Here is a 14797-nt window from a genome sequence, read left to right as displayed (position 1 = left end):
AGGAGACGAAGGCTTCCCGACGAACTGAGGCCCGCGCGGGCCCGCCGTACCCGGTCCACCAGCTGTACGGTCTACCAGCTGTAGGCCGGGTCCACGTGCATGCACTGGCTCTCGTCGGCGCCGTTCATCGCCTGCGCCGACTCGGGCGTGGTGTCGTCCTCCTCCTTCTTCTCCGGCGCCTTGTACGTGTCGCCGGAGCGCCAGTCGGCGCCCACGAAGAGGGTGACGCCGGAGACGTCGGTGGACTTCTTCACCTGGTCCGCCGGGATGCCGAGGACGGTGGCGACCCGCAGCGCGTCGGCCTGGAGGTCGGCGCTCGGGTAGCGGATCACCGTGGTCTCCTCGGAGGTGGCCGCGGAGGTGTCCGCGAGGGCCCCCGTGAGCCCCTTCTCCTGGAGCAGCTCGGTGACCGCCGTCGCGCGGCCGCCGGCCGGGGCGAGGGTGTCGGTACGGGTGCCGTTGTGGACCTGCACGGCGATCTTCCCGTCGTCCGCGGCCACGTCGGTGACCGTCGGCGCGGGGCTCGCGGTGGGCTTCTTCTTGTCCTTGCCGTCCAGCGCGATGTCCTCGCGCACCAGCCGGAACAGCTTGTCGGCGTCCTCGGTGGGCACCACCCGGCCGGTGTCGTAGGTGTCGTACCGGTTGGGCATCGTCGTCATGGTGATGCGCTCGGTGGGCACCTTCTGCAGCTCGGTGGCCAGGTCGTACATCTTGGTGATGCTGCCCAGCCCGTCGTCCACGGTGATCGCCTTCGTGGCCGCCTCGGCGAGCTTGCGCAGCGAGTTCGGCTTGGTCAGCTTCGCCTCCGAGCGGAGCTGACGGACCATCGAGTTCATGTACATGTGCTGGGCCTTGGCCCGCGCGAGGTCGGTGTCGTCCTCGAAGCCGTAGCGGGTGCGCAGCCACTGGAGGGCCTGCTCGCCCTTGACGGCGGTGGTGCCCTCCTCCAGCTTCAGACCGGAGCCCTTGCCGGTGCTGGTGTGCGAGTGGACGTTGGCGTCCACGCACACCGGGACGCCGCCGATGGCGTCCGCCATCGACACCACACCGGCGAAGTCGATCATCATGAAGTGGTCGATGTGGATGTCGGTGAGCTTCTCCCAGGTGGCGACCGTGCAGCCGGGGCCCCCGCGGCCCAGGGACTCGTTCGTCATGGCACGGTCGCTCGCCCCGTACACCTTCCCGGACTCGGGGTCGGTGCACTTGGGGATGGAGAGCAGGGTGTCGCGCGGCATGCTCACCACGGACATGTTGGTGCGGTCCGCGGAGACGTGCAGCAGCATCTGGACGTCGGCGAGCGGCGGCCCGTCGAAGGTGTCCCGGGCGCCGCCGAGCTTCTGGTTCTCGGTGGAGTCCCGGGCGTCCGAGCCGATCAGCAGGATGTTCAGCGCGGTCTGCCCGGCCGAGTTGGCCCGGGTCTGCGCCGCGCGGTCCTTGGCGTCGCCGAGGTTGAGGTCGGCGCTCTTGATGTTGGCGTTGAGATGACGGTAGTAGAGGTATCCGGCGCCGGCCGTCCCGAGTATGACCAGCGCCAGCACGGACGCCGACCAGCGCAACGCGCGTCGACGACGGCGTCTGCGGTCCGCGGGACGGCGGCCGCCCCCGCCGCTGTCGCCGTCGCCGGTGCCGTCCTGGTCGCCGCCGCCGCTGCCCTTGCCGCCGTGCTCGCTCTGCGACGCGTCGCCGTCCCGCGGTGCCGGGAACGCCGTCTCCGCGTCCTCGACCGCCGGTACCTCCGCGCGCACCCCGCTTCTCCCCGCCATGCCCCTGCCCCTCCCCGCCGAACGCCTGACACGGGCCCGTCCCGCGTCCAGTCAGACGCACGACGGGCCCGAAGGGTTACCCCTGTTCGCCTACCCGGCTTTCACCGATCGGCGCCTACTTGGCGCACTGCACCTTGTCCGCCGTGGACTTCTGGACCGAGTCCGGCACCTTCGTCGCCGCCGTCAGCGGCACACCGGCGCCCTTGAAGTCCTTGCCCAGGGTCAGGGTCATCGTCGGCAGGCCCTGCGCGTTCTCGACGCTCTCGCCCGGCTTCAGCGCGGTCCCCGGCAGGCCCATGATCTCGGCCAGCCTGCGGGCCTGGTCCGCCTGCTCGGGGTCGTACTCCAGCGTCGTCCTGCTGAGCGCCTTGGGCGCGTTGCCCGCGTTCTCGGACTTGGTGACGCCCTCGTCGATCTGGAGCCAGTTGAGGGTCTCCTGCGCGCTGCCGGCCGGGGCGCCGCCGTTCATCACCTGCACCCGGACCTCCGAGGCGGCGGACTTGGTCCCCTTCAGCCGGGCCGCGGCCGCGGCCGCCGCCGCGTCCTTGGACGCCTTGGCCTTCTGCTTCACCTCGGTGAAGGACACATCGTCCTTGATCATCTGGAAGACGGTGGGTGCCGTCGACTCGTTCAGGACGACGGTGGCCTTGACCTTCTCCGCCGGGTTGTCGACCACCGGCACCGTGGTGAAGGTCAGGTTCTTGATGTTGAGCTTGCCCAGCTCCAGACCGAGGTCCTTGAGCTTGTCGATGCTGTCCAGCTGGGAGTCGACGGTGAGCGCCTTGGTGCCCGCCTCCGCCAGCTTGATCATCTTGGTGGGGCTGGAGAGCGTGTCGTTCGACTTCAGCTTGCGCATCAGCGCGCTGAGGAACTGCTGCTGGATCTCGATACGGCTCAGGTCGCCGCCGAAGCCCACCGAGTGCCGGGTGCGCACGAAGGCCAGCGCCTCCTCGCCCTCGATGGTGTGCGTGCCCTTGGACAGCTTCAGATGGGAGTCCGGGTCGTCGATGTCCTTGCCCAGACAGACCTCCACGCCGCCGACCGCCGAGGTCAGCGTCTTGACCGCGTTGAAGTCGGCCACCATGAAATTGTCGGCCTGGATCCCGGTCAGCTCGGTGACCGTGCGCACGGTGCAGCTCGGTGTGCGCTCCTCCTGGCCGAGGCTGGTGTTGAACCGGACACCCTGGGTGCCCTTGATCACCTTGGTGCTGCCGTCCGCCTGCGTGGTCGGGCAGTCCGGGATGTCCACGATCAGGTCGCGCGGGATGCTCAGCGCGGTCGCGTTCGTCCGGTCCTTGGAGACGTGCAGCAGGATCGTGGTGTCCGCGTGGCCGACGCTGTTGGCGTCGCCGTAGCCCTTGTTGCCGGAGCCCGTGCGCTTGTCGGTGCCGATCAGCAGGATGTTGATCGCCTTGTCCGAGCTGAAGCCGCCGGTGCTCGCGCCGTCGTCGGAGACGGACGTGATGTTGTCGTTGAGGTGCTGGAGATAGAGGTAGGCCGCGCCGGCCGTGCCCACCAGCACGAAGGCCATCGTCCCGCCGGTCCACAGCAGGATCTTCTTCGCCCGCGACTTCCTCTTCACCGGGCGGCGGCCGCGCCGGTTCGGCGGCTCCTCCGGCACACCGCGGCGGCGGCGCGGTGCCGGGACCCGGCCCGGTGCGTCGTCGTAGTCGTCGGCGTCCGTGTCCGACTCCCGGTCGGGTGCCGCCGTACGGCCCCGTGCCGCGCCCGGCGGCGGACCGCCGGCCGGTGCTCCCGGTGCTCCCGCTGCTCCCGCGCGGGAGGTGACCCTACGGGGTCCGGGGACCGCCGATTGCGGAGCGGAAGGAGTCAGTCGCAGTTCGTATTCGCCGGTTCTCGGGTTGAGCACCCACTGGTCTGCGGGGTCGATGTCGTCCGCCCGCCCACGGCCTTGCGCGTCCACGGTTGTCTGAATCCTCCGTCGGGGCCACGCGGCGCCTCTCCCCCTCAAAAGGCGCTCGGGTCGTCACGCTCAATCAGTCGGTTTCACTAGGTCGCTCAGTGCACGGCGCCAGGACGGACCTCGCGGCCGGGTGCACCGGATCGCTCACACTATCCGGCCGGTTCGGCGTGGAGCGACGCCCGTGACACATTCCACGTCCCTACAACCGGGCAATCCGGCGCATTTCTTTGAACTGGAGTTCCCCATCGGGCACACCTTGACAAGCGCTTTACCCGCAGCCGTCCTCGGCGGCGGTGTTCCCGCGGAACGTGGGGGCGGGGGGAGTGGGCGAAATCCCGGGCGAAACACCGGGTGGGAGCGCGCGGACCCCGTACGGACCGTGGTCGCCCGACTCCGTAGGGATTGTTTTCATGGGAAGTTCCTGAGAAACCACGACGGGTGCGTCGGTGCGCAGCCGCTCGAAGAGTTTCTCCGCCTCGGGCTCCACCAGTTGGTCGCGATTGACGTTGTAGACGTACGACTCCCGCGGAACGGTCAGGAATTGCACGGCTTCGGTGGGAATGTCGCGCAGGCCCCGCACCAGGTCGTAGAGCCCGCGCAGGCTCGCCAGATCCGGGTCCGTGGTGAGGGAGGAGGTGGCCGCGTCCAGCACCGGGTAGAGCTTCGCCGGGTTCAGCAGGACGTCGTTGCTCTGCACCTTGTTGACGAGCGCCCCGAGGAAGCGCTGCTGCCGGTCCATCCGGTCGGTGTCGCTGCCGTTGCCCAGCGACTTGCGCGCCCGCACGTACGCCAGCGCCTGCTCCCCGTCGAGCGTCACCCGCCCCGCGGGCAGCCGCAGCTTCGCCGCCTTGTCGACGACCGGTGCCGTCAGACACACCTGGACGCCGTCGACCGCGTCCACCATCTCCTTGAAGCCGCTGAAGTCGACCACCATGTGATGGTCGATCCGCACCCCGGTGAGCTGCTCCACCGTACGGATCGTGCAGGCCGAACCGCCGGTCTCGAAGGCGTAGTTGAACATCGCGAACATGGGCTCGGTGCGGGTGCCGTCCGGCTTCAGACAGGCCGGCACGTCCACCATCAGGTCCCGGGGTATGGAGACGGCCGTCGCGCTGTGCCGCCCGGCGGCCAGGTGCAGCAGGATCACGGTGTCCGACCGCTCGGTGCCCGAGTCCCGGCCGTACTTCGCGTTGTCCTCGCCCGCGCGCGAGTCGGACCCGATCAGCAGGATGTTCTGCGCGTCCTTCACCAATGAGGTCGGCCGCTCCCCGGCGTACCGCTCCAGCTCCGCGGCGGCGGCCTCGTCGGCCGTGATGTTCCCGTCGAGCTTCGCGTACAGCGCCCACCCGGCGACCCCGGCCCCCACCACGAGCACCGCGGCCACCCCGGCCCCGTACCGCACCCACCGCCGCCGACGCCGCCGCGCCAGCCCACGCCCGTCGGCAGAGGCCCCCACCCCGGGCCCGAGAGGCCGCCCCGAACTGTCGATCTCGCCCACGCCTGGAAACACCCCTCCCACGTCCAGCGGTACGAACGGGCCGCGCTGCTCCTCCTACGACCATGGCGGCTCGGGGGGTGGGGTGCGGGCGGGGGTGGGCCGAACGGGTGACGGCGTGAGTGGGGGAGTGGGAACTCTGCCAGGGCCTGCCGGGCCCCTGCCGAGGGGAGGTGCCCGTTCCCCTGGGCGGGCGGGTCGGCGTTGTGTGGGGACGGCTGGTGGGGCGGTGGGGGCTCGGCTGGACGCACCCCCCCGGCGGTCCGGAGCGGGATCCCCGTCGGCCCTCCGTCCCCCGCGCCCCAGGGGCGTCGGCTGCGTGAGGTCCTGCCGGTCGTCCGGCGTGGGGCACCGGCGGCTGGACCGCGGCCTGGGGGCCCGGAGCGTCCCGCCCGGTCGGCGAGAGCGTCCCGTCGGGTCCTCCGCGAGCGCTCGCCACCCGCGGGTGCTTCCGAAGGAAGGCGACCTGGGGCAGGTGGGCGAGGTAGGGCAGGCGCCGGCGTCAGCGGGCCGTCGCTGTGATGCGTTCGCTGTCGATTCTGCGGGTGAGGGTGTCCTCGGTCGCCTGGTCCAGGTTTCGGCACAGGACCACCGAGCCGTCGCTCGCCAGGGGGCCGTACAGGCCGGCGCTCAGGCCCTCCCAGGTGTCGTACGGGAGGGCCGACAGGAGTCGGGAGCCGGGGCCCGTCAGGCCGAGGCCCGACGCCTCGGCGCGGGCGCGCTCCACCACCTCCGCGCCGCTGTACTCGGCCCCCGCCACCACCAGCGCGGCCGCCTCGGGATCGACGGGTGCGTACGGCGCGAAACGGTCGCCGTACGTCGGGACCTCCACGGCGTAGTCGGCGTACCCCTCCGGCGGCGACGGCACGAACCGTCGGCCGAGCGGCGCGAGGGACAGCGCGTACCGGTCCCCGCCGCAGGCGAGCCCCGCCTCGAAGTGCCCGGGCCCGGCCACCACATGGTCGGCGCGCCCCGGATCCCCGCCCACGTCCGCCACCGCACCCACCGAGGCGCACGCCAGCAGCCACACCGCCGTCTGCCAGTGCGCGGGCAGCAGCAGGGCGATCCGGTCGCCGGGTTCCACCGACATCCCGTCCTGGAGGAGGTTCGAGGTCTTGGCCACCCAGTTGGCGAAGGTGGCCACGGACAATTCGACCCGCTCGCCCGTGGCGTCGTCGTAGAAGGTCACCAGGGGACGCGAGGGATCCGCGGCGAGCGCGGAACGCAGCAGGTCGGCAGGGGTGCGATCGGTGGCGTTCACCCGCGCAAGCGTACGCGCCGCACGACCGGCACCCGTACCGCACGGCCACCGGTTCGGCCGAACGCCCCCGCCCGGCGCACCACCGGTTCGGCGGAACGCTCCCGACAGCCCGTCAACTCACCGATGGACAGATATGTATGGGTATGTCCAGGATCGTTGGCATGCGTGGATTGCTCACTTCCTCGATCGGCGTCACGTGTGCGGCGGCTCTCGCCCTCCCCCTGACGCCGCCCGCCTCCGCGGCGCCGGCGCCAACGGCGCCGAGTGCGGAGGTGGCGCCCGTCGTCGCCCCCGATGCCCCCGACCTCTCGGGCAGCACCCAGTCGCTGCCCCTCACCCCACTGACCCGCGACCGTGCCGCCGGCGCCGCCGAACAGGGTGTGCCCCGCCGGGACGTCCGCCCCTTCTCCCTCCTCGGCGTCGTCTGGGACGACCCGGACACCGACCTCGACGGCACCGTCCAGGTCCGCACCCGCAAGACCGGCACCGGCGCCTGGTCCGGCTGGCAGGACGTCGAGACCCACTACGCCGACCACGGCGCCGACCCCGACAGCGCCGAACGCGCCTCCGGTCACCCCCGGGGCGCCACCGCCCCCTTGTGGGTCGGCGACTCCGACGGCGTCGAGGTCCGCGTCCGCCCCGACGCCTCCCACCGTGCGGAGGGCACCGTCCGCGGCACCCGTACGCCCGCCGCCCCCGCTCCCCTCCCGGCCGGCCTGCGCCTGGAACTCGTCGACCCGGGAGACACGACGACGTCCGCGGCCCGCTCGAAGACGGCCGAAGCCGTTCCCGACACCGCCGTTCCCGACACGGCCGTACCCGACACAGCCGTTCCTGACGCCGTGTTCCCCGACACTCCCGACACCGCGACCGGCGCCCGCCACGGCGCCGACGCCCCCTTGGGACGCACGGCCGACTTCCTGTCGGCCGCCGCCCTCTCCGACGGAACCGTCCTGACCACCGACCCCGCGACCACCCGCACCGCCCCGTCCGCCCACAGCGCCAGATCCATCGGCGCCGGAACCCCCCGCACCGCCGCCTCCGCCGTCTCCCCGTCCGTCGCGGCCTCCGCCGCCAACGCCGCTCTCGCGCCCCTCGGCGCCTCGGAGATCTCCGCGCTCGACGCGGCCGGGACCCGCAGCGAGCTGCTCGCCCTGCGCGGCGGCGAACTGACGAAGGCTCAGCGGGCGAAGCCGTACATCGGCCCGCGCCCGCGCATCGTCACCCGTCACGGCTGGGGCGCCGACGAGAAGCTCCGCGAGTCCGGATTCCGCTACACCAGCACCGTGAAAGCGGCGTTCGTCCACCACTCGGCGACCGGCAACTCGTACAAGTGCTCGCAGGCGCCCTCCGTCATTCGCAGTATCTACCGCTACCACGTCAAGAGCCTGGGCTGGCGGGACATCGGCTACAACTTCGTCGTCGACAAGTGCGGAACCATCTACGAGGGCCGGGCCGGCGGCGTGGCCAAGGCGGTCCTCGGCGCGCACACCCTCGGCTTCAACACCAACAGCATGGGAATCGCCGTTCTCGGCACGTTCACCTCCACCAAGCCCAGCTCCGCCACCGTGAAGGCGGTGGCCAGTCTGACGGCATGGAAGCTGGGTCTCTTCGGGGGTAATCCAAAAGGAAAGACATATCTGAAGTCCGGAGGTGGCAATCTCTACCCAAAGGGAAAGAACGTACGACTGAACGTGATCTCCGGTCACCGGGACGGATTCGCCACGGAATGCCCAGGGCGGCAGCTCTACGGCAAGCTCGGCTCGGCCCGTAACACGGCGGCCACGTACCAGGGCCGCTGAAAGCCGCGGCCGGGGAGATCGCTCAGCGGGGGGCACATTCATCAGCCGTCGTGGGGGGACAGTCTCCTGGGACTGGGACGGAACACCGCACGGCCTCGAACGCGCCACACACGGTCTGCATACACTGGCCGGCCGAAAGACAGTTCGGCCGGTCCCGGCAGGAAGCAGAGACGAAGGTGACAGAAGCGATCCTCCTGGTCGGCGGCAAGGGCACCCGACTGCGCCCGCTCACGGTGCACACGCCCAAGCCCATGGTCAGGGCGGCCGGCGTGCCGTTCCTGACCCACCAGCTGGCGCGGGCCAAGGCGGCGGGGGTGGACCACATCGTCCTCGCGACGAGCTATCTGGCCGAGGTCTTCGAACCGCATTTCGGCGACGGCTCGTCGCTCGGACTCCACATCGAGTACGTCACGGAGGACGAACCCCTCGGCACCGGCGGCGCCATCCGCAACGTGGCGTCCCGGCTGCACTCCGGCCCGGACGACCCGGTGCTGGTCTTCAACGGTGACATCCTCACGGGCCTGGACATCAGACGCCTGGTGGCGACGCACGAGACGACGGGGGCGGACGTCTCACTGCATCTCACCCAGGTGACGGACCCCCGGGCCTACGGCCTGGTCCCCACCGACGAGACGGGCAGGGTCCTGGCCTTCCTGGAGAAGCCGCAGACCCCCGAGGAGATCGTCACCGACCAGATCAACGCGGGCGCCTATGTGTTCCGCCGGTCGGTCATCGACACCATCCCGGCGGGCCGCCCGGTCTCGGTGGAACGGGAGACGTTCCCCGACCTGCTGGCCGCCGGGGCCCACCTCCAGGGCATGGTGGACTCCACCTACTGGCTGGACCTCGGCACCCCGGCGGCCTTCGTGCGCGGCTCGGCGGACCTGGTCCTCGGCCGGGCCCCGTCCCCGGCGATCCCCGGCCGCTGCGGCGACCGGCTGATCCTGCCCACGGCGATGGTCGCGGAGGACGCCAAGCTCACCGGCGGCACGGTGGTCGGCGAGGGCGCCTTCGTGGCGGAGGGCGCGCGGGTCTTCGGCTCGACGATCCTGCCGGGCGCGGTCATCGAGCCCGGCGCGGTCATCACCGACTCGCTCATCGGCACCCGCGCCCGCGTCGGCGAACGCTCCGTCCTCACCGGGACGGTCATCGGCGACGGCGCGATCATCGGGCCCGACAACGAGCTGCGCGAGGGTGCCCGGATCTGGTGCGACGCCCAGATCCCGGCGGGCGCGGTCCGCTTCTCCTCGGACCAGTAGCCCTTCCGGGCACGGAAGCGTCACGGACGCCGGCAGGTTCCCGCAAGGGGGCCTGACCGGCGTCCGGTGCGTGCGATGCCTCCGACGGCGGGGGAGCGGACAGGGGCCAGGCCCCTCTGGGCAGGGGCCAGGCCCCTCACAGCTTCCCGATGTCCCCGCGCGTCATCCGCGGCGCCCGCCGCTCCGGCACCCGCCCGCTCAGCAGGATCAGCCGGGCCGCCCGATGCCGCTGCCCGGCGTACGGCTCCAGCAACTCCAGCATCTCCGCGTCGTCCGCCGACCGGTTCCCGGCCAGCGCCCAGCCGACGATCCCCGGCAGATGAAGATCGCCCACGGTCACCGCGTCCGCCGCGCCGTGGCTGCGCTGCACCGTCTCCGCCGAGGTCCACGGCCCGATGCCCGGCACCAGCTCCAGCCGGGTCTGTGCCGCCCCGGCCTCCATCCCCGACGCCTCCTCCATCCGCGCCGCGACCCGCACAGCCCGCAGGATCGTCGACGCCCGCTTGTCGTCGACCCCCGCCCGATGCCACTCCCACGACGGGATCAGCGCCCAGGTCCGGGGCGCCGGCATCACCCACAGCCTCCCGCCCGCCGCGGGCCCCGGCGCCGGCTCGCCGAACTTCCGCACCAGCAGCCGCCACGCCCGGTACGCCTCGTCCGTCGTGACCTTCTGCTCCAGGACCGACGGGATCAGCGACTCCAGCACCAGCCCGGTCCGCGTCAGCCGCAGCCCGGGACGCCGGTGCCGGGCCAGCGCCACCACCCGGTGCCGCGGCGCGAACGCCTCCGGCTCGTCCGAGGCGCCGAGCAGATCCGGCATCCCGTCGAGCAGCCACTCGCCGCCCGGCCCCCACGCCTCACCGCGTACGGCCCCGCCGCCCGGCACCACCGACACCCGCAGCGTCCCCGGCCCCGACGGCGTGAGACTCGCCCGCCACACCGACCCGTCCGGCATCGCCCGGAACGTCGGATCCCCGGGCCCCCGCCGCAACGGCCCCAGCACCAGCCCCAGATCGACCGGCCCGGCGGACACCCAGGTCCGCACCCGCCCGGCCTCCGCGCGCGCCGGCCGCGGCACCCCGGCGGGCGGCACGGGGACATGGCCGCCGCGCACGGTCGTACGGGTGGGCCGGGGAGCGAATCGTCCTGCCACGGATGAGGTCCTGGAAGTTCGGGAGGGGAAGTCGGGACCCCCGCCGCGTCCGGGAGGGGCCCTACGAGGGTAGGCCGAAACCCGCCTCCCGCCTCACCCCGCGGCCGGTCCCGGTCTCACCGCACCTCGATGAACGCCCCCGCGTCCCGCTCCGGCCGGGCCCGCGGCTCCTCCGCCGGATGTCCGACGGCCACCGCGCCCATCGGGTCCCAGCCCTCCGGCAGCCCCAGCACCTCCCGGACCACGTCCCGGCAGAACATCGTCGACGACACCCATGCCGAGCCCAGCCGCTCCCCGGCCAGCGCGACCAGGAAGTTCTGCACGCCGGCCCCGGCCGCGACGACGAACATCTCCCGCTCGGCCCCGTCCCGCCGCGGGTCGCCGTAGTGGTGCGAGCCGTCCATGACGAGACACGGCACCACCAGATACGGCGCGTTGCGCAGGACGTCCCCGCGCCGCACCCGCTTCGCGATCGACTCCTCCGACTTGCCGTCCCGCCGCAGATCCGCGATCCACGCGTCCCGCATCGCGTCCAGCAGCCGCACGCGCGACTCCTCCGACTCCAGCAGCACGAACCGCCACGGCGTGGTGTGGTGCGGGGCGGGTGCCGTCACGGCCGCGGCCACCGCCCGCCGTACCGCCCCCGGGTCGACCGGTTCGTCGGTGAAGGCCCGCACGGTCCGCCGCTGGGTCACGGCCAGCCGCACCGCCTCCGACGTCCCGAGCCGGAACATGTCGTCGCGCGCGCCGCGCACCATCACCCGGGCGCCGTCCCCGTCGTCCTCCGCCACCACTTCCGGCAGCCCGCGCACCACGGCCACGGGCAGCCCGGCGGCCTTGCCCTTCACCAGGTCCCCGGCCGCCGCGAGTTCGTCCGCGGTCGCCACGACCGTCGCGCTCAGCGCGTTGCCGTGCGCGTCCGTGCCGCCGCGCAGGTCGTCCAGCACGCGTACGCCCGCGGCGCCGATCGCCACGTCCGTGAGCCCGGCGCGCCAGGGCCGCCCGAAGGTGTCGGTGACGACGACGCCGACCTCGACCCCGAGCGCGTCCCGCAGACCGTCCCGGATCGTCCGGGCCGACGCGTCCGGGTCCTCGGGCAGCAACAGCACGGTCCCGGAAGGGGTGTTGGAGGCGTCGACGCCGGCCGCCGCCATCACCAGGCCCTGCCGGTTCTCGACGATCCGCAGCGCACCGCGGCGGGCCACGACCCGCACGGTCTCGGCGTCGATTGCCGCCTCCCGGTCGCCGGCCGCGACGATCCGGCCCTCCGCCTTGGACACGATCTTCGACGTGACCAGCAGGACGTCCCCGTCGCGCAGCCCCGGCTCGGCGGTGGCGATCAGCTTGGCGAGGTCGTCGCCGCGCTGCACCTCGGGCAGTCCGGCGACGGCCCAGACCCGGTAGCCGCTCTCCTCGCTCACGCCCCCCGCACCTCCTCCGCCAGCTCCAGCGCCTCACGGGCCATCCGCGCGGTCGCCTCGATGTCGCTCATCATCAGCGGTACGGCCCGGCAGCGGATCCCGGCCGCCTCGATCCGCTCCACCGACCCCGCGTCCACGGTGTCCACCAGCCAGCCGTCCAGCAGCCCCGAGCCGTAGTGCTCGGCCACCGCCGCGGCCGTCGACTCCACGCCCACCGCGGCGAGCACCTTGTCGGCCATCCCGCGCACCGGCGCGTCCCCGACGATGGGGGAGAGGCCCACCACCGGCACCCCGGCCCCGGCGATCGCCTCGCGGATACCGGGCACGGCGAGGATCGTGCCGACGGAGACGACCGGGTTGGACGGCGGGAACAGCACGACGTCCGCCGCGGCGATCGCCTCCAGCACCCCGGGCGCCGGCTTGGACTGCTCGGCCCCGACCGGCACGACGGCCTCGGCCGGCACCGACGCCCGCAGCCGCACCCAGTACTCCTGGAAGTGGACCGCCTTGCGCTCGCCGTCCACCTTGACGGCGACATGGGTCTCCACCCGGTCGTCGGTCATCGGGATCAGCCGCACCCCCGGCTTCCACCGGTCGCACAGCGCCTCGGTCACCGCGCTCAGCGGGAACCCGGCGCCGATCATCTGCGTCCGCACGATGTGCGTGGCGAAGTCCCGGTCGCCGAGCCCGAACCACTCCGGCCCGACGCCGTACGCCGCCAGCTCCTCCTTCAGATGGAAGGTCTCGTCGGCCCGGCCCCAGCCCTGCTCCTCGTTGATGCCGCCGCCGAGCGTGTACATCACCGTGTCGAGGTCGGGGCAGACCTTCAGCCCGAAGAGATGGATGTCGTCGCCGGTGTTGCCGATGACCGTGATGTCCGCGTCCGGCACGGCCTTCTTCAGACCGCGCAGGAACCGGGCACCACCGATACCGCCTGCAAGAACCACAATGCGCATGGGAGCCAGTCTCGCAGGCGGCCGGGACCCGGCACCGGGCGGTTGTGGACAACCGCCGGCCTGTGGACATCGGGGCCACCCGTACGAGTTGCCCTGTCCCGTTCCGCCGCCGCGCGTCGTCCCGTTCCGCCGCTACGCGCTGACGGTGTCCACCTCGTCGTGCTCGTCGTGGGCTTCCCGCGCCGCGCAGGCCACCGGGGCCGCGGCGGCCGGGCGGAGCCGGGAGCCGGGGTGCATCGGCATCTCCGTCAGTCCCGGGAAGTAGACGTGCAGGCTGACCGCGGGCTCCAGCGCGTCGTTGGCGACCTCGTGCACATACCCGGGGGCGAACACCCGCTGCGCGCCCGCGCCCAGCACCCGCTCGCCGTGCTCGGTGCGCTCGGTCAGCGCGCCGTCCAGGACCGTCAGCACACCGGAGGAGAGTCCGTGGTCGTGCGGTCCGCTGCCCTGCCCGGGCACCCACGACAGCAGCCACACCTCGTAGCCGGGGCCGGTGCGCAGCCGGTGGTACCAGCGGGAGGCGGCGTCGTAGCGGACCAGGTGCTCCCACTGCGAGCGGTCGGCGGCGAGGGAGCGGGCCAGCCCGACGAACTCGGCCACGGTCGCCGGGTGCTCGCGCGGCGGCTGGAGGAGGTGCGGGACCTCGAGGATGTCACCGGCGATCTGGAGGTCGCTGTCGCTGTTCATGGGATGCGGGGTTCCTCGGCGGAAGAAGTGTGGGGGGCTGGGGTCTCGCGTGCCGTCCGCCCGGATCGCGGGTGGAACAGATGCGCCCTGGTACGGGCCAAGGGGAAACAGCAGCCGGGTCTCGGTCGACGCGGGGACAGCCGGAGCGCGTTGGGCTCAACAGCTTGAACAGAGACAACAGCTACAGCGAGCACGGGCAGCACCGTGGGACCCGGCGGAGCGGGTCGAGGTGAGCGCCAAGTTCGCGAGCATGCCCACAAGGACACCGGTTCACACCTTCACTGTCAACTCGACGCCCGGTATGTGGGACATGGTTCACCTCATCCGGTGCACCTGCGAGGCGAAAGGTTTGTGCAGCGGCCGACCGGGACACATGGCGCACATGCCGGGCGCGCAAGCCTTGTGGTGATCCCGTGATCGGACTGTGATCAGGTTCGCTTCCACGCGTGTGTCGCAACGGGATCGCTTCCCTGGACGTCTTTCCCCGCACAAGCGCTGTGCGGGGCCGGGTTTCCGTCGGGGCCTCTTCCGCGTGTCAAGGTTTATGCCGATTTGAACACTTACCGCACGGCCTTGGTTCCGCAGAGTGAATAAGGGGCCCAATAGCAGATCCCGGCTTGACTCGCCCGGAGCAGCACACTTGTAATTTCACTCGTGTCGTTCAGCCGCACATCGGTGACGGCCACGTCACGGGGACGCGAAAGACAGAGCGAGGGGCGCACATGACCGAGCTGGTGCAGCAACTGCTGGTCGACGACGCGGGCGAGGAACTCGGCTGGCAGGAGCGCGCACTGTGCGCCCAGACCGATCCCGAGTCCTTCTTCCCCGAGAAGGGCGGCTCCACCCGCGAGGCCAAGAAGGTCTGTCTCGCCTGTGAGGTCCGCTCCGAATGCCTCGAGTACGCCCTCGCCAACGACGAACGGTTCGGCATCTGGGGCGGTCTGTCCGAACGGGAGCGCCGGCGGCTGAAGAAGGCCGCCGTCTGAGCCCTCCCGGCACGGACTTCGGGACGGGGTGAACGGCCCGTCGCAGGTGGTTGTCCACAGGCGGCGGGCCGTCCGCATGCCCAGCCGCTA

General features: G+C 72.1%; 11 protein-coding genes. 3 read left to right on the top strand and 8 right to left on the bottom strand.

The annotated features are described in order from the left end of the window. Nucleotides 1-71 precede the first annotated feature (71 nt). The 4 genes from AFM16_RS15880 to AFM16_RS15865 form a co-directional block, all read right to left on the bottom strand. Nucleotides 72-1763: an LCP family protein gene (locus AFM16_RS15880; RefSeq protein WP_078633698.1), complete on the bottom strand. Its 1692-nt coding sequence runs from the start codon at nt 1761-1763 to the stop codon at nt 72-74. Between the two features lie 115 nt (nt 1764-1878). Then, a complete protein-coding gene (locus tag AFM16_RS15875; protein ID WP_030792837.1) occupies nt 1879-3687 on the bottom strand; it encodes an LCP family protein in 1809 nt (602 codons plus the stop codon). 268 nt (nt 3688-3955) lie between these two features. Beyond that, complete coding sequence (locus AFM16_RS15870; RefSeq protein ID WP_107419283.1) at nt 3956-5176, bottom strand: LCP family protein; 1221 nt, start codon at nt 5174-5176, stop codon at nt 3956-3958. A 508-nt stretch (nt 5177-5684) separates the two neighbouring features. Beyond that, the gene (locus tag AFM16_RS15865; RefSeq protein ID WP_078633697.1) at nt 5685-6443 is read right to left on the bottom strand and encodes a TIGR03089 family protein; all 759 of its coding nucleotides are present in this window, start codon (nt 6441-6443) and stop codon (nt 5685-5687) included. A gap of 161 nt (nt 6444-6604) precedes the next feature. Here AFM16_RS15865 and AFM16_RS15860 point away from each other — a divergent pair, with 161 nt between their 5' ends. Beyond that, nucleotides 6605-8245 carry a peptidoglycan recognition protein family protein gene (locus AFM16_RS15860; protein ID WP_245177706.1) on the top strand — a complete coding sequence of 547 codons (1641 nt, stop codon included), beginning with the start codon at nt 6605-6607 and terminating at the stop codon, nt 8243-8245. Nucleotides 8246-8421: 176 nt separating this feature from the next. Further along, on the top strand, nt 8422-9504 hold the full coding sequence (gene manB, locus AFM16_RS15855; protein WP_030792855.1) for a mannose-1-phosphate guanylyltransferase: 1083 nt from the start codon (nt 8422-8424) through the stop codon (nt 9502-9504). Between the two features lie 136 nt (nt 9505-9640). Here manB and AFM16_RS15850 read toward each other — a convergent pair whose 3' ends face one another. From AFM16_RS15850 to AFM16_RS15835, 4 genes are all read right to left on the bottom strand, one after another. Then, entirely contained in the window at nt 9641-10657 is a 1017-nt protein-coding gene (locus tag AFM16_RS15850; RefSeq protein ID WP_078633696.1) for a DNA-3-methyladenine glycosylase family protein, read from the bottom strand. Between the two features lie 116 nt (nt 10658-10773). Beyond that, a complete protein-coding gene (locus AFM16_RS15845) occupies nt 10774-12078 on the bottom strand; it encodes a coenzyme F420-0:L-glutamate ligase (RefSeq protein ID WP_078633695.1) in 1305 nt (434 codons plus the stop codon). Next, entirely contained in the window at nt 12075-13034 is a 960-nt protein-coding gene (gene cofD / locus AFM16_RS15840) for a 2-phospho-L-lactate transferase (protein WP_078633694.1), read from the bottom strand. The genes AFM16_RS15845 and cofD overlap by 4 nt, the downstream gene beginning before the upstream one ends. A 132-nt stretch (nt 13035-13166) precedes the next feature. Then, nucleotides 13167-13721 (bottom strand): cysteine dioxygenase, encoded by a 555-nt coding sequence (locus AFM16_RS15835; RefSeq protein ID WP_030792864.1) that lies wholly within the window; start codon nt 13719-13721, stop codon nt 13167-13169. A gap of 722 nt (nt 13722-14443) precedes the next feature. On the opposite strand from AFM16_RS15835, the gene AFM16_RS15825 reads away from it, so the two are divergent. Then, a complete protein-coding gene (locus AFM16_RS15825; RefSeq protein WP_030792866.1) occupies nt 14444-14707 on the top strand; it encodes a WhiB family transcriptional regulator in 264 nt (87 codons plus the stop codon). Nucleotides 14708-14797: the final 90 nt, after the last annotated feature.

This window comes from Streptomyces antibioticus (assembly GCF_002019855.1).
Classification (GTDB): domain Bacteria; phylum Actinomycetota; class Actinomycetes; order Streptomycetales; family Streptomycetaceae; genus Streptomyces; species Streptomyces antibioticus_B.
Note: the sequence above shows the minus strand (reverse complement) of the source record. Positions and strands in the feature narration are given on the sequence as shown.